Source organism: Actinoplanes sp. NPDC049265 (genome assembly GCF_043197135.1).
Taxonomy (GTDB): domain Bacteria; phylum Actinomycetota; class Actinomycetes; order Mycobacteriales; family Micromonosporaceae; genus Actinoplanes.
Map to the genome: position 1 here is coordinate 710,508 of NZ_JBICSP010000001.1, position 13,652 is coordinate 724,159.

Below are 13,652 nucleotides of genomic sequence, written 5' to 3' on the forward strand. Positions count from 1 at the left end.
ACAGTCGGCGCCGGGGAACCGAATGATTCGCGTGGAGGCGAAACGTCGATGGGCTCGTGGCGCGTATCGGCCGACCTGCTCGCCGAGAGCCGGTTCGTGCTGTCGCCGATGGCCGAGACGGTGGCCGCGCTGACCGTGCTGGAAAATCCCCGCGGCCCCTGGCAGCAGGCCTTCCACGCGGCCAACCGGGACGCCTACGACGAGATGATGGCCCGCCACCCGGTGCGACGCGATCTCCTGCGGCGCTCGTGGCGGCCGCGCCGCGGCGACCAGCCCGGCTGGATGGCCGACTTCCTCGGCACCGTCCCGGCCTCGGCCGGTCTGTCCTTCGACGACGAGTTGGAGCAGCTCGGCGGCGAGTGGGACGACGACCGGATCCGGTCCGAGCTCTACACCGTCCGGCCCGGCCGGCTCGCCGCCGCGCTGTTGCGCCCGGGCCTGCGCGCGGAGTTGTTCGAGCTGCTGCGCTGGGTCTGGACGGTCACCGTCGCCGCCGACTGGCCGCGGCGCCGCCGGGTCCTGCAGGCCGACATCGTGTCCCGGACGACCATGCTGGCCACCCAGGGCTGGGCCGGCGTGATACCCACGCTGGGCGTGAGCCGGCAGTGGCTCGGCGGGGGACGGCTGCGGATCAACCGCTTCGACCTGCCCGATCGCGATCTTTCGGCGGCGCGGACGCTGCTGTTCATCCCGGCGCACAGCAACGGCTCGTGGGTGGCCTGGCACGAGCCGATCCGGTACGCGCTGATCTACCCGGTCACTGGCGCGCTCGCCCCGATGGCCGGCGCGCAGGCCCGGGGACTGGCTCGGCTGATCGGCGCGAACCGGGCCCGGCTGCTGCGTACCCTCGACGATCCTCGCTCGACCACGCAGCTCGCGGCGTTCTCCGGCCTGCCCCTGGGCGCGGTCGGCAATCACCTGAGGGTGCTGCTCGACGCCGGTCTCGTGCTCCGTCGCCGTGCCGGTCGCGAGGTGCTCTACTGGCGTACCGCGCTCGGCGACTCCCTGGTGGCGACCACCGGCGATCAGCCCACCGGCCGCGTCACCTCACCGGCGGCGACCGGCGGCGATCAGCTCGCTTGACGCGCCACCGTCAGGCCGAGGACGCCGGTGTCCAGCCGGCCGTCCGGGTGGGCGGTGAAGTTCCACCCGCCGCGGCCGGAACCACCCGGCACGATCACCACCCAGGGCTCGTCGGGGCGCGTGGCCAGGTGGTTGGCCCGGCCGAGATCCCGCCCTTCCGGTTCGGTGCCGAGGATCAAGACGCCGGGTACGCCGTGAGCGGCGTCCGCCGCGTCGAGCGCGGGACCGACGCCGCTGAGGACGGTCAGCTGTTCGCCCCGGACCCGCACCCACACGTCTCCGGTGATCACCCGCACCCGGTCCGACCACGGGCTGCTGATCAGCTCTTCGGCCCACCCGGTGACCAGCTCGCGGGCGGCCGTCTCGTCGCCGCCGACGCTGATCAGGCCCGGGCTCCGGCCCAGGTCGACCAGTTCCCGGGTGGCGCCGGCGGTGCCCAGCGTGACCAGCCGCGGGCACGGGCTCGGCACGTCGCCGGTGCCGGGCTGGGCCTGCAGATCGCGCAGCGACGCGGTCCAGGTGCGGCCGTCGGCGGCAGGGGTCCACGGCCCGGCCGGGGTGGTGGCGGGGCCGGCCAGCCGCAGCACCATCCGCTCCTCGTCGAGGGACACGCCGAGGATGGCGGGAGCGCCGGCCAGCCCGCGCAGGGCGCGGTCGATGATCCAGTCGGCGGCGGCGTGCAGCGTCCGGGTGGTCGAGGTCGGGTGGTCGAAGGAGGGCGGCACCGGGGGTTTTTGTCGCCTCCGCCGCAGGATGACGATCACCGCGCCCGCCACCACCAGGACGGCGACGACCAGCAGGATGGGCAGCAGCATCGGGGTCCCGCCCGACTTGTCGGCCCGCGGGGTGGTGGCGGGCGCGGTCGAGGGCGGGGCCGCGCTCGACGGGGCCGGCAGCGGGCCGGTGCGCACCCCGTCGCCCGCGGCGTCCGGCGGCAGGATCAGGATCCAGCCGGCCTCGATCTGCTCCGGATCGTCCAGGACCATGCCGTCGGCCTGCACCCGGCCCTTGTTGAGGTCGAAGATCTCGGTGTACCGGTCACCGTCGCCGAGGAAGCGTTCGGCGATCTCGTACAGGAATTCTTGCTCTCCCTGGTATTCCGCCCGGACCTCGTACCACTTGGTCTCGGCCCGCGCCGGCGCCGGCAGCACCGTGGCCGCGACCAGCAGGGCCGCCACCAGCAGAACAGCCCGGCGAAGGTGAGAGACAGTCATGATCTTCAGTATGACGGACGGCCGAGTGAACCTTTCACCTGGCGGGTGACCTCGTCGGCCAGGACCTCGGAGGCACCGGACCGGATGGCGTCGAGGGCCTGGACGGCGACCAGGGCCGGGTCGATCTTCTCTTCGGCCGGGATGTGCGCGGCCATGTCGGTGTCCATGTAGCCGACGTGCAGCGCGGTCACCGTGATCCTGCGCGGGGCCAGCTCCTCGCGGATGGAGTTGGTCTGGGCCCAGGTGGCGGCCTTGGCCGAGGCGTACGCGCCCGCGCCGCCCGGATGCCACCAGGACAGCACGGACAGCACGTTGAGCACCGCGCCGCCGCCGTTGCGCTCGATGATCGGGGCGAAGGCGCGGGTCATGGCCAGCGTGCCGAAGTAGTGCGTCTCCAGGTCGAGCCGGATGTCGGCCAGGTCGCCGCCGAGCAGCGTGGCCCGGGTCAGGCTGCCGGCGTTGTTGATCAGCAGCGTCACGTCCGGCGCGGCCGCGGCGGCCTCCTCGACCGAGGCCGGGTCGGTGACGTCGAGGCGCAGGGGAGTGGTGCCCGGCAGGTCGACGGTCTCGGGTTTGCGGGCGGCGGCGTAGACCTTGGCGCCGTGCTTCAGCAGCTGCTCGGCGAGGTGGCGGCCGAAGCCACGGTTGGCGCCGGTCACCAGCGCGACGGAGTTCTCGATGTCCATGGCAAATAGATTATGGGCGTCAGCTATTCGCCTCAACGTGATAGATGACACGCGTCATCTATCTGTGATTTCCTCTACGCTGCGGTCATGGGACGAGTGTCACGGGCGCGGGCCGAAGAGAACCGGCAGCGGGTCGTCGAGGTCGCCGCGCGGCTGTTCCGCCAGCGCGGAGTGGCCGGCACCGGCGTCGCCGACGTGATGAACGAGGCCGGCCTGACCCACGGCGGCTTCTACCGGCAGTTCGCGTCCAAGGAATCGCTGCTGGCCGAGGCGGCCGGGGCGGCGATCGAGGGCCAGGGCGAGCGGCTGGCCGCGATGGCCCGCGAGTCGGCCGGCCGCGACGAGGCCAGGCGACGACTGATCGAGACGTTCCTGTCACCCGCGCACCGCGACGAGGCCGCCGAGGGCTGCCCGCTCACGGCCCTGGCCACCGACGTCGGACGCGAAGACCCGGCCAGTCCGGTCCGCGACCGCTATGCCGACGGCGTCGAGGCGTTCGCCCACTGGCTCGGCGACGACCTGGTCACCCTGTCCACCCTGATCGGCGCGCTCACCCTGGCCCGGGCCACCAGCGGGACCGAGCTCTCCGACCGCATCCTGGTCCAGGCGGCCGCCGCGCTGAAGGAATGACCCGATCCGTGAACAGGTGATCTCGCCCTCTTCTGCCCGCGCGGGTGCGGCGGACCCGCCCCTGATGGGGTAGGCCAGGTAGGTGACGGAGAAGAGTGTGGGCCTGCGCTCGGAACGCGGGCCGGTCCTGGCCGCGGTGATGCTGTCCACCGGCCTGGTGGCGATCGACTCGACGATCATCGCGACCGCGGTGCCGTCGATCGTCAAGGACCTCGGCGGCTTCACCGAGTTCCCCTGGCTGTTCTCGGTCTACCTGCTGGCGCAGGCCGTGTCCGTCCCGCTGTACGGCAAGCTCAACGACCTGTTCGGCCGCAAGCCGGTGATCCTGTGGGGCATCGGGCTGTTCCTGCTCGGCTCGATCCTGTGCGGGGTGGCGTGGAGCATGTGGCCCCTGATCATCTTCCGGGTGGTGCAGGGTCTCGGCGCGGGCGCGATCATGCCGACCACGATCACCATCGTCGGCGACCTCTACTCGGTCCGCGAGCGGGCCAAGGTGCAGGGCTACGTCGCCAGCGTGTGGGCGGTCGCGTCGGTCGTCGGGCCGACGCTGGGCGGGATCTTCTCCGAGTGGATCTCCTGGCGGTGGATCTTCTTCGTCAACATCCCGCTCTGCCTGCTGGCCGCGACCATGTTCGTACGCGGATTCAACGAGCGCGTCGAGCGCCGCCGCACGGTCGTCGACTATCGCGGCGCCGTACTCCTGAGCGCCGGTCTGATCCTGGTCATGATGGGCGTGCTGGAGGGCGGCCAGGCCTGGGCCTGGAACTCCCCGATCAGCGTCGCGGTACTCGGCGCCGGGCTGGTCCTGTTGATCGCCTTCGGGCTCGCCGAGCGTACGGCCGCGTCGCCGGTGCTGCCGCTATGGGTCTTCCGCCGCCGGCTGCTGGTCACCAGCGGTCAGATCTCGATCGGCGTGGGCGCGATCCTGCTCGGCCTGAGCTCCTACGTGCCGACGTTCGCCCAGGACGTGCTCGGCTCCGGCCCGCTGGTCGCCGGACTCGCCCTGGGCGCGCTGACCATCGGCTGGCCGATCACGGCGAGCCAGGCCGGCCGGGTCTACCTGCGCGTCGGCTTCCGGGCGTGCGCCCTGATCGGCACGTCCGTGGCCACCCTCGGCATCGTCCTGCTGCTGTTGCTCGACGAGCACTCCTCGGTCCTCGAGGTGGCCGCGTTCTGCCTGGTCGTCGGCCTTGGCATGGGTCTGACGGCCGCGCCCACTCTGATCGCGGCTCAGTCCAGCGTCGGCTGGGCCGACCGAGGCGTGGTGACGGCCAACAACATCTTCCTGCGCTCCCTGGGCAGCGCCCTGGGCGCGGCGGTCTTCGGCGCCCTGGCCAACGCGGTGATCGGCTCCGGCGCGGTCGACCCGTCCCGCCTGACCGGCGCCGTCCACCGCATCTTCATCGGCATGCTGATCGTCGCGGCCGCGATGGTCGTCCTGGCCGCCCTGATCCCGCGCTCGGCCGACAGCGTGACCACCGACCAGCCGGCCGCCGCGCCGCCCGTCCCGGCCGAGTAACACCCGGGCTGGGCTGGTCGGCCGCCGGCGCTGTCAGCGAGCGGTGTAGCCGCCGTCCACCGGCAGCGTCACGCCGGTGATCATGGAGGCGGCGTCGCTGAGCAGGAAGGCGACCGGGGCGGCGATCTCCTCCTCGGTGGCGTAGCGGCCCAGCGGCATCGCGTCCAGGAACGGGCCCTGGATCTCGTCGCGGCCCCAGTAGAAGGCCGACATCGGCGTCATGACCACCGTCGGGTTGACGCTGTTGACGCGGATGTCGTATCGGCCCAGTTCCAGCGCCGACACCCGGGTGATGCTGTCCAGGGCGGCCTTCGACGCGGCGTACGAGATGTGACCGTGCAACGCGACCAGGGCGGCCTGGCTGGACACGTTGACAATCGATCCGCCTCGCCCGGCGGCGATCATCGTGCGGGCGGCGTACTTGGTCACCAGCAGCGCGCCGCGGGTGTTGACCGCGATGACCTCGTCGAAGACCTCGACGTCGGTCTCCTGGGGCGTGGCGATCTCGCCGCCGAACCCCGCGCAGTTGACCACACCCCACAGCGGCAGGTCGTGCAGGGCGTCCCGGATGGCGTCCTCGGAGTGCAGATCGAAGGCCAGTGTGCGTACGCCGGTCTCCTCGGCGATCGCGGTCAGATGGTCCTGGGAGGCCCCGGCGGCGATGACGTCGGCCCCGTGCTGGACCAGCAGCCGGACGGTCGCGCCGCCGATCCCGCCGGAGGCGCCGGTCACGAGGATGGTGCGGTTGTCGAACTCGAACATCGGATTCCCGTTCTGGTCGCCGGCCGGAGTACTACCTGTGTACTACTTGTGCTTGGCCGCCACGGCCTCGGCGAGTTTCTGTCCGTCGTCCAGGGCCTGGTCGACGGTCGTCGGCCCGGTCAGCGCCGCGCTGATCTCCTGCGACACCTTGGTGCCGAGGTCGGTGAACCCGGGGATGGCCACGAACCGCGCGCCGGCCGCGGCTGCACGCCCGGGTTCGACGCCGGGGGCGGTGACGACGGCCGGGCGCATACGACCTCCGTTGACTCGGTCGAAACGCAATCTAGGTCATGACACCGGTGTTTGTCACCGGTGTCATGACAAGAATCGCGCGGCCCATGTCATCGGTGACATGGAGACCGGGTCAGATCCGGCAGGAATCCCGCTCGACCAGCGTGACGTCGAGGATGTTGCTCTTGCGCAGCCGCCGCTTCGGATGGTCGACCCGGTCGAACACACGCCGCGCGGCCAACCGGCCGATCTGATCCGGGTCCTGGTCGATCACGGTCAGCGCCGGACGCACCAGATCGGCCATCGGGAAGTCACCGAAACCGACGACGGCCAGCTCACCGGCCGGCAAGGCGTGCAACAGCAGCATCGAGCTGCGCGCGTTGGACGAGAACACCGCGGTCGGACTGTCCGGCCGGGCCAGCAGCCGGGCCACCGCGGCCTCGGCCGACCGGCGGTCGCCGACGTCGGGGGCGACCAGGGAGTCGTCCGGCGCGATGCCGGCCTCGGAGAGCGCGCGGCGGTAGCCGGCCAGGCGATTGGCCTCGGTGGACAGTTCCAGCAGGTCGCCGACGTACGCGATCCGGCGGTGCCCGTGCTCGATCAGGTGCCGGGTCGCCAGGTGACCGCCGGCCTCGTCGTTGTCGGTGAACGTGTCGGCCGACAACCCGACCGGCGCCCGGTCGATGAACACCAGCGGCGTGCTGTCCTGCCACCGCTTCAGCCACGAGTGCTCGAGGCCGATCGGGGCCACCACCAGCCCGGCCAGCCGCCGGCTGAGCAGCGACTCGAGGATGTCGCGTTCCCGGGCCGGGTCGTCGCCCAGGTTGGTCAGCAGGGTGGCCACCCCGCGCTGGCGGGCCAGGTCGTCGATCGCCCGGGCGATGACGGCGAAGAACGGGTCGACCACATCCGGCACCGCGACGCCGATCGCCGACGACCGTCCGTTGCGGAAGGTCGTGGCCAGCACGTTCGGGACGTAGTTGAGCTCGCGCATGATCTGCTCGACGTGCAGCCGCGTCTCGGGCAGCACATGCGGGTCGTCGTTGAACACCCGCGACACGGTCTTGGCGCTCACACCCGCGCGGGCGGCAACATCGCGCATCGTCGCCATGGCTCACCTCCGCGGGCAGTTGATCAGCGCCCGGGCAGCATACCGTCCACCACCTCGCGAAGCTCGGACAGACGCGGCAGCGCCCGCTTGGTCAGGTAGTCCGCGCGCAGGTCGGCCGAGATCGACAGACTGTCCTTCCACAGCGACCGGCCGGCCATCGCCCCACCGGCGCCGTTGGCCATCGCCGTGCCCACCTGACCAAGGAACGTCTCGTGGTCGACACCGGCCGACAACACCGCCCACGGCACCCCACCGGCCGCCGCGGTGACCGCCGCGCAGCCCTCGGCCGAGCCCGGGTACTGCAACTTCAGCACCTTCGCCCCGCACTCGGCGGCCAGCCTGGCACCCCCGGCGACCAGGTCCGGGAACGCGGCCGCGTACTCCTGCTCGCTCTCGCCCTCGAGCCGGTAGGTGAGGATCTCGACGATCAGCAGCAGCCCCTCGCCGGTGCACGCCTCGATCAGGTCACGCATCTCCACGCCGGCCCGGGACCGGCCGTCCTGCCGGTCCGGTCGCAGATACCACAGCATCTTGGCGACGTCGCCGCCCAGCTCGCGCACCCGCCGCGGGGTGACACCGTCGACGTAGCGTGTGTAGCGCAGGCCGTCCACGGTCTCGTAGCCCGACGCGTCCATGCCCACGACCAGGGCGGTGTTCCCGGTCAGCACGCCGTCGTCGACCACGGCCGGCAACGCCACCTCGGGGTCGAGCAAAATCGCCGGCGCGTTGTTGCCCAGGTGCCGGACCAGGTCGGCCTTGGCCGCGGCGAGCTCCCCGATGCTGATCGCGCCCGGTCCGCCCGGCGCGTCGGTCATCGCCTGCTTCATGCCGTTGCGCTGGTCGGCGGCGACGATCAACATCCGGCCGGCCGGAGTGGAGATCGCGGCGAGACCGCGACGCTCGAGGGTGTTCACTGTGGGGTTCCAATCATTGAGGGGGGTACGGAGGACAGCAGGCGGGCGGCGACTCTCGTGGCGCCGTACGCGGTCTCCTGATCGCGCTGCGAGACCGACAGGCCCGGCAGTACGCGGGACCGGGCGCGACGCACCGCCGCCATGCCGGCCCAGCCACCGGTCAACGTGGCCGAGATCGCGGGCGGCAGCTCACGGTCCATCGCCCGGATCAGCTCGGCGATCTCGTCGTTGCTGTGCCGCAGCACGGCCCCGAACACCTCGGCCGGCCCCGCGCCGTCGCCGCGCAGGGTCAGCTTGAGCACGCCGTCGTCGTTGCGGGCGCCGGCCACCTCGATCGCGCCCGGCGGCAAAGCGCCCTGGTAAGGCAACGCCATCACCGCGGCGTCGAGCGCGTCGCGGCCCGCGCGGTCGGTGATACCGGAGCTCCGCAGGGCCCGGCGCAGCAGCAGACCGGTCTTCACCCCCGCGACCAGAACATGCTTCCCGGGTACGACGTGCCGGACCTCGTTGATCAGAAAGGTGGCGAGCCGGCGCCGAGCCTCGAAACCGAGCGGCGCGTCGATCACCCGCAGCAGCACCTCGGCCGTGCCCATCGACACGTGGTAGTGGTCGGGCGGCAGGCCTCCACCGGCCTCGGCGGCGACCAGATGGTCGTGCCCCGCCACGGTCAGCAGGGCACCGTCCTCGGTCTCGCCCCACGGCCGGCCGGCGTCGGCCAGCGGCGGCACGAAGTCGTCGCCGACGCCCAGGGCACGCAGCATCGCCGGCCACGGACGGCCGGTGTCCTGGTCGATCAGGCCGGTACGCGAGGCCAGCGAGTGCTCGGCCGCCACCCGCCCGCCGAGCGCCGCGGCGACGAACTCGGGCAGGTTGAGCCAGCGCAGCCCGGCCAGGTCGATGCCTTGGTCGCGGAGATGGGCCAGCTTCGACACGCTCACCTGCGCGCCCAGCGGCAGCCCGGTGCGCCCGGCGAACTCGGCCCGGATCCGGTCCGGGAAGGCGGCCGCCTGCACGGCGCCGCGCGGGTCGAACCACGCGTAGGCCCGGGCCACCGGCCGGCCGTGGTCGTCGATCAGCATGCCGGTCTCGCCCATGCCGGCGATCGCGATGGCGTCCAGCTTCGCGCTGGTCCGGCCGAGCAGCTCGCGTACGCAGGCCATCAGCTCGTCGGCGTCCAGCTCGGCGGTGCCGCCCGCCCCCGGCCGCCACGGCGTCGGCACCTGGGCGCTGGTCAGCTCGCCCCCCGCCGCATCGGTGACGAGCAGCTTGATGCCGGTGCTGCCGAGATCGATGCCCGCGACCGCCACTGAAGGTCTCCCGCCCGGAGGGAAGTGGTCATGTCACCGGTGACGTAGATGACCATGACACCGGTAACATGGATTCATGATGTGGCGCTCTTCCGACGGTTGTCAACCGACCGCCATCGGCGCGATCGCCGTCGCCGGGGCGGCCGGCAGCGGCAAATCGACCCTGGGCCGGGCCCTCGCGGCCGAGCTCGGGGCGGCGCTGCTCGACCTCGACTCCCTGACCAACCCGCTGCTCGACGCGCTCCCCGCCGAAGCGTTCGGCGGCCCGAGGCTTCCTCAGCCTGTGGATACTTTTCCGGACGTTCACAAACGCGCGCTACGGTTCCCGCCCACCCACCGGGGCGGGGGTGGTGGCGGGGGCGGCCGCGGCGTTGTTGTTGGTGGCGGCGTTGGCGGAAGCGGTGTTGGTGGTGGTGGCGTTGGCGGAGGTGGCGCACGCCGTGAACGGCCCGAAACCAGCGACGCGGCGGTTGCGGACGCGCCAACCGGCGAGGCGGCGGAGCCGGGCGTAGCGGCTGGAGGGGAGCCGGTGGGCGGGCACTGGCTGTCGTCGCCGCATGGGGCGGCCATTCGGGATGGGCGTTATGCGGCGTTGCGGGCGGTGGCGGCCGACATCATGGCCACGGCCGGGCGAGTGGTGCTGGTGGCGCCGTTCACGGCCGAGTTGCGGGGCGAGGCGGAGTGGGACGCGTTGCGGGCGGCGGTCGGCGAGCCGCGGGTCGTGCACCTCAGCGGGGACGACGAGTTGCTCGCGGCGCGCCGGGCGGCACGCGGTGAGCGGCGGGATCGGCACCGCGTACCCGAGGCGGTACGGGCTCCCTGCGTACCCGTCATCTCGATCGAAGCCGGACTCCCCACCGAGCAGCAACTGTTCCGCGTGCTTGTCGCCCTTGGGCTGGTCGACGGCTGATTGGTTTCGTCGGGTGGTGATTGCTTCGTGTGTTTGTCGTCCTTGGGTTGGTCGACGGCTGATCGGTTCCGTCGGGTGGCGATTGCTTCGCGTGCTTGCCGTCCTTGGGCGGGCCGGCGGTTGATGGGCCCCGCTGAGCCGCACCGGCGTGGGTGAGGCTCAGCGCGTGGGGCGTCAGGCGGCGAGGTGCTGGCGCAGGAACAGCGCGGCCCGGTCGAGGGACTGGTCGGACTCGTCGAGCGTGCCGACCCAGGACTGGAAGACGTGCGGGGCGTTGGCGGTGACGTCGAGGATCACGTCCACGTTGGCGTCGATGGCGCGCCGGGCCAGCCGTACCGAGTCGTCCAGAAGCACCTCATTGCCGCCGACCTGCAGCAGCAGCGGGGGGAAGCCGGTCAGGTCGGCCGAGACGGCGGGCGACGCCAGCGGCTGGGCCGGGTCCGCGCCGCCCAGGAAGGTCTGGAACGTTCCGGTCAGCCCCTCGCGGTTGAAGAACGGGTCGATACCGTCCTTGGTGTCCATGCTGTCGCCGGTGAGGGTGGCGTCCAGCCCGGCCGAGAAGGTCACGATGGCGGCGGGCAACGGCAGGCCGGCGTCGCGGGCCCCCAGCGTCGCGGCGATCGACATCAGGCCGCCGGCGGAGTCGCCGGCGAAGGCGATCGAGGCCGGGTCGGCGCCGTCGTCGAGCAGCTGGCGGTACGCGGCCAGCGCGTCCTCGGGGCCGGCGGGGAACGGATGCTCCGGTGCGAGGCGGTAGTCGACCGAGTAGGAGCGGAACCCGGTCCGCACGACCAGGTTGGCGGTCAGGCCCATGGCCGTCTCGGGGGAGCCGAGGGCCCAGGCGCCGCCGTGGAAGTACAGGATCGTCCCCGGGCGGCCCTCGCCCCGCGGCTCGACCAGCACCGCCGGCCGGCCGCCGAGGGTGGTGGTGGTCTTGCTGATTTCCGGCGGCACCGGGAAGTTGGCCATCAACGCGGCGAAGTCCGCGCGCATCTCCTCGATCGGCTTCGGCTCGAAACCTTTCGGCCCGGACCGGAGCATGGCGTCGACGTTCTCACGTTGCTTCTGGCTCATGGCACGAAGATTCACATGCCGTGCGACCTGCCGGTAGGGATGAGGCGGGTAACGTCCCTACCCCTTTGCGGAGACCGTGTCGGCGGCGTGTGGCTGCCGTGTCGGTGCCGGAACGCAACCTCGGTGGCGAGACGCGAGGAGCCCCCACGCGTCGGGTATCACCGAGGGAGTAATGATGAACGAGCCGATCACCATCATCGGCGCCGGCCTGGCCGGTCTGACCCTCGCGCGTGTTCTGCACGTGCACGGCATCGCCTCGGCCGTCTACGAGGGTGAATCTTCGCCGAGCGCGCGTACCCAGGGCGGCCAGCTCGACATCCACGACTTCAACGGGCAGGTCGCCTTGAAGGAGTGCCGGCTCTTCGACGAGTTCCGGGGAATCATCAATATGGGCGGCGCGGCCATGCGCTTCCTCAGCCCCGGCGCCGAGGTTGTCGGCGAGCTCCCGGACGACGGAAAACTGCAGAATCCCGAGGTTCTCCGGGGTGACCTGCGCCGGATCCTGATCGAATCGCTGCCGGCGGGAACGATCCGCTGGAACCACCGCGTCGAGAAGGTGGAGCCGGCCGGCTCCGGGCGGCATGTCGTCACCTTCGCCAACGGGACGTCGACCGAGACCGCGGTGCTGGTCGGCGCGGACGGGGCCTGGTCGAAGGTTCGAGCGTTCCTCTCCGGCGCCCGCCCCGAGTACACGGGCAACGTCTGGATCGAAACCTTCCTGTTCGACGTCGAGAAGCGCCACCGGGCCAGCGCCGAACTGGTCGGCGCCGGGGCGATGCTGGCGATGATGCCGGGCCGGGGCATCTTCGGCCATCGCGAGGCCAACAACGTGATCCACACCTACGTCGTCCTGAAGAAGCCGCAGGACTGGGAGCCCGCCGTCGATCTCTCCGACCGGAGCCGGGCGCTCACCCACGTCGTCGAACAGCTGGGGGAGGGGTGGGCGCCCGAGCTCCTCTCGCTCGTCACCAGCGGCGAGACCGATCCTGTGGTCCGTCCGATCTGGGGCCTCCCGCTCGGCCACACGTGGGACCACGCGCCGGGCGTCGCGCTCATCGGTGACGCCGCGCATCTGACACCGCCGGACGGCGACGGGGCGAACTGGGCCCTCTACGACGGGGCCGAGCTGGCCAAGGCCATCGCCGCCGATCCCGGCAACGTCGAGGCGGCGATCCGAGCCTTCGAGGCGGAGATGCTGCCGCGCAGCGCGGCCTCCTCGGTCGAGGGATACCAGTCCTTCGAGCGGACGTTCGGGTTCAACGCTCCCGAGAACCTGCGGCAGATCATGGCCGACGTCCTGGCCACGTCTCAGCCCGCCAGCCACTCGCGGTAGGTGGTCTTGACGATCACCGTGTCGTCCTTGGCGATCAGGGCGTCGCCCTTGGCCGCGGCGAACATGCCCGCGGTCTCGTCGGTGACGACCGTCCGGTGATCGCTGGCCGCCGCCAGCGCGATCCGCCCCAGCTCGCGCAGCGCGAACACCTCGGGCCCGGCGTAGCTGCGCGTCCCGTTGAGCGGTGCCCCGGCGCTGACGTCGGCGACCGCCCGGGCCACCTCGGCCGAGGCCATCGGCTGCACCAGCGTCGAGGGGAGACGCACGGTGGTCTCGTCCGAGGTCCAGGAGAGTACGGCCTTGACGAACTCGAAGAATTGCGTGACCCGTACGACCGAGTACGGAACCGGACCGCCCTTGAGCAGGTCTTCCTGCACCACCTTGGCCCGGTAGTAGTCGAGCTCGGGCACCTGCTCGACCCCGGTGATGGACAGCACGACCGCGTGACCGACGCCGGCCTTCTCAGCGGCGGCGAGCATGTTCGTCATCGACGTGCGGAACCAGTCGATCGAGGCATCGTCGAAGGTGGGCGAGTTGGTCAGGTTGACCACCACATCGGCGCCGGTCAGGGCCTCGTCCAGGCCGGCGCCGGTGATCAGGTCGAGGCCGCTGGCCGGCGAGTGGGGCACGGCCTCGTGCCCCCCGGCGGCCAGGATGCCGACGACCTGCGAGCCGATGAGCCCGGTCCCACCGAGGACTGCGATCTTCATGGGTAGTGCCTTTCTGGCGTGGGTGACGTGCGTTCGCCAGCTATGACCGGACAGCCCCGCGGTTTGTGACAGCGGGCGTCAATTCGTGGTGAACGCGAAGGGCCGGCCGCGCGTGGGTCACGCGGTAGTGGGCGTTCGGGCGGACCGTCCAACGGGCGGGAATCGGCC

The 13,652-nt window shown here is 71.7% G+C and carries 15 protein-coding genes; 5 read left to right on the forward strand and 10 right to left on the reverse strand.

Annotated features, from left to right (window positions below):
- Nucleotides 1–48: 48 nt before the first annotated feature.
- Entirely contained in the window at nucleotides 49–1,083 is a 1,035-nt protein-coding gene (locus ACGFIO_RS03450; protein ID WP_392821416.1) for an ArsR/SmtB family transcription factor, read from the forward strand.
- Here ACGFIO_RS03450 and ACGFIO_RS03455 read toward each other — a convergent pair.
- Both ACGFIO_RS03455 and ACGFIO_RS03460 read right to left on the reverse strand, forming a co-directional pair.
- Nucleotides 1,071–2,297, reverse strand: coding sequence for a LysM peptidoglycan-binding domain-containing protein (locus ACGFIO_RS03455; protein ID WP_392821418.1), 1,227 nt, complete (start codon nucleotides 2,295–2,297; stop codon nucleotides 1,071–1,073). The two genes, ACGFIO_RS03450 and ACGFIO_RS03455, sit on opposite strands and share 13 nt — an antisense overlap.
- Before the next feature lie 5 nt (nucleotides 2,298–2,302).
- Nucleotides 2,303–2,983, reverse strand: coding sequence for an SDR family oxidoreductase (locus ACGFIO_RS03460; protein ID WP_392821420.1), 681 nt, complete (start codon nucleotides 2,981–2,983; stop codon nucleotides 2,303–2,305).
- 87 nt (nucleotides 2,984–3,070) lie between these two features.
- Between ACGFIO_RS03460 and ACGFIO_RS03465 the strand changes: the two genes are divergently transcribed.
- Nucleotides 3,071–3,613, forward strand: a complete 543-nt coding sequence (locus tag ACGFIO_RS03465) for a TetR family transcriptional regulator (RefSeq protein ID WP_392821422.1) — start codon at nucleotides 3,071–3,073, stop codon at nucleotides 3,611–3,613.
- Between the two features lie 82 nt (nucleotides 3,614–3,695).
- Nucleotides 3,696–5,132 carry an MDR family MFS transporter gene (locus ACGFIO_RS03470; RefSeq protein WP_392821425.1) on the forward strand — a complete coding sequence of 479 codons (1,437 nt, stop codon included), beginning with the start codon at nucleotides 3,696–3,698 and terminating at the stop codon, nucleotides 5,130–5,132.
- 33 nt (nucleotides 5,133–5,165) lie between these two features.
- On the opposite strand, the gene ACGFIO_RS03475 is transcribed toward ACGFIO_RS03470, so the two are convergent.
- The 6 genes from ACGFIO_RS03475 to ACGFIO_RS03500 all read right to left on the reverse strand — a co-directional run bounded on the left by ACGFIO_RS03475 (nucleotide 5,166) and on the right by ACGFIO_RS03500 (nucleotide 9,998).
- Nucleotides 5,166–5,894: an SDR family oxidoreductase gene (locus tag ACGFIO_RS03475; protein ID WP_392821427.1), complete on the reverse strand. Its 729-nt coding sequence runs from the start codon at nucleotides 5,892–5,894 to the stop codon at nucleotides 5,166–5,168.
- Nucleotides 5,895–5,936: 42 nt separating this feature from the next.
- Nucleotides 5,937–6,146: a hypothetical protein gene (locus ACGFIO_RS03480; protein ID WP_392821429.1), complete on the reverse strand. Its 210-nt coding sequence runs from the start codon at nucleotides 6,144–6,146 to the stop codon at nucleotides 5,937–5,939.
- A 112-nt stretch (nucleotides 6,147–6,258) separates the two neighbouring features.
- Nucleotides 6,259–7,236, reverse strand: coding sequence for a LacI family DNA-binding transcriptional regulator (locus ACGFIO_RS03485; protein WP_392821432.1), 978 nt, complete (start codon nucleotides 7,234–7,236; stop codon nucleotides 6,259–6,261).
- A 23-nt stretch (nucleotides 7,237–7,259) separates the two neighbouring features.
- Nucleotides 7,260–8,150 (reverse strand): tagatose-bisphosphate aldolase, encoded by an 891-nt coding sequence (locus ACGFIO_RS03490; protein WP_392821434.1) that lies wholly within the window; start codon nucleotides 8,148–8,150, stop codon nucleotides 7,260–7,262.
- A complete protein-coding gene (locus tag ACGFIO_RS03495) occupies nucleotides 8,147–9,457 on the reverse strand; it encodes an L-fuculokinase (protein WP_392821437.1) in 1,311 nt (436 codons plus the stop codon). Before ACGFIO_RS03495 ends, ACGFIO_RS03490 begins: the two co-directional genes overlap by 4 nt.
- Nucleotides 9,458–9,773: 316 nt before the next feature.
- Entirely contained in the window at nucleotides 9,774–9,998 is a 225-nt protein-coding gene (locus ACGFIO_RS03500) for a hypothetical protein (RefSeq protein WP_392821439.1), read from the reverse strand.
- On the opposite strand from ACGFIO_RS03500, the gene ACGFIO_RS03505 reads away from it, so the two are divergent.
- Nucleotides 9,987–10,367 carry a hypothetical protein gene (locus tag ACGFIO_RS03505; RefSeq protein WP_392821442.1) on the forward strand — a complete coding sequence of 127 codons (381 nt, stop codon included), beginning with the start codon at nucleotides 9,987–9,989 and terminating at the stop codon, nucleotides 10,365–10,367. The genes ACGFIO_RS03500 and ACGFIO_RS03505 overlap by 12 nt on opposite strands.
- 174 nt (nucleotides 10,368–10,541) lie before the next feature.
- Here the strand turns inward: ACGFIO_RS03505 and ACGFIO_RS03510 are convergent, their stop codons facing one another.
- Nucleotides 10,542–11,441, reverse strand: a complete 900-nt coding sequence (locus tag ACGFIO_RS03510) for an alpha/beta hydrolase (protein ID WP_392821445.1) — start codon at nucleotides 11,439–11,441, stop codon at nucleotides 10,542–10,544.
- Between the two features lie 175 nt (nucleotides 11,442–11,616).
- Here ACGFIO_RS03510 and ACGFIO_RS03515 point away from each other — a divergent pair, with 175 nt between their 5' ends.
- Nucleotides 11,617–12,774: an FAD-dependent oxidoreductase gene (locus ACGFIO_RS03515; protein WP_392821447.1), complete on the forward strand. Its 1,158-nt coding sequence runs from the start codon at nucleotides 11,617–11,619 to the stop codon at nucleotides 12,772–12,774.
- Here ACGFIO_RS03515 and ACGFIO_RS03520 read toward each other — a convergent pair.
- A complete protein-coding gene (locus ACGFIO_RS03520) occupies nucleotides 12,750–13,484 on the reverse strand; it encodes an SDR family oxidoreductase (protein WP_392821450.1) in 735 nt (244 codons plus the stop codon). The two genes, ACGFIO_RS03515 and ACGFIO_RS03520, sit on opposite strands and share 25 nt — an antisense overlap.
- Nucleotides 13,485–13,652: the final 168 nt, after the last annotated feature.

Bases quoted from the DNA above. Each gene is read 5' to 3' on its own strand.
- ACGFIO_RS03515 (WP_392821447.1), top strand. From the start codon at position 11,617: ATGAACGAGCCGATCACCATCATCGGCGCCGGCCTGGCCGGTCTGACC.
- ACGFIO_RS03455 (WP_392821418.1), bottom strand. From the start codon at position 2,297: ATGACTGTCTCTCACCTTCGCCGGGCTGTTCTGCTGGTGGCGGCCCTG.
- ACGFIO_RS03460 (WP_392821420.1), bottom strand. From the start codon at position 2,983: ATGGACATCGAGAACTCCGTCGCGCTGGTGACCGGCGCCAACCGTGGC.
- ACGFIO_RS03480 (WP_392821429.1), bottom strand. From the start codon at position 6,146: ATGCGCCCGGCCGTCGTCACCGCCCCCGGCGTCGAACCCGGGCGTGCA.
- ACGFIO_RS03475 (WP_392821427.1), bottom strand. From the start codon at position 5,894: ATGTTCGAGTTCGACAACCGCACCATCCTCGTGACCGGCGCCTCCGGC.
- ACGFIO_RS03510 (WP_392821445.1), bottom strand. From the start codon at position 11,441: ATGAGCCAGAAGCAACGTGAGAACGTCGACGCCATGCTCCGGTCCGGG.
- ACGFIO_RS03465 (WP_392821422.1), top strand. From the start codon at position 3,071: ATGGGACGAGTGTCACGGGCGCGGGCCGAAGAGAACCGGCAGCGGGTC.
- ACGFIO_RS03450 (WP_392821416.1), top strand. From the start codon at position 49: ATGGGCTCGTGGCGCGTATCGGCCGACCTGCTCGCCGAGAGCCGGTTC.
- ACGFIO_RS03520 (WP_392821450.1), bottom strand. From the start codon at position 13,484: ATGAAGATCGCAGTCCTCGGTGGGACCGGGCTCATCGGCTCGCAGGTC.
- ACGFIO_RS03485 (WP_392821432.1), bottom strand. From the start codon at position 7,236: ATGGCGACGATGCGCGATGTTGCCGCCCGCGCGGGTGTGAGCGCCAAG.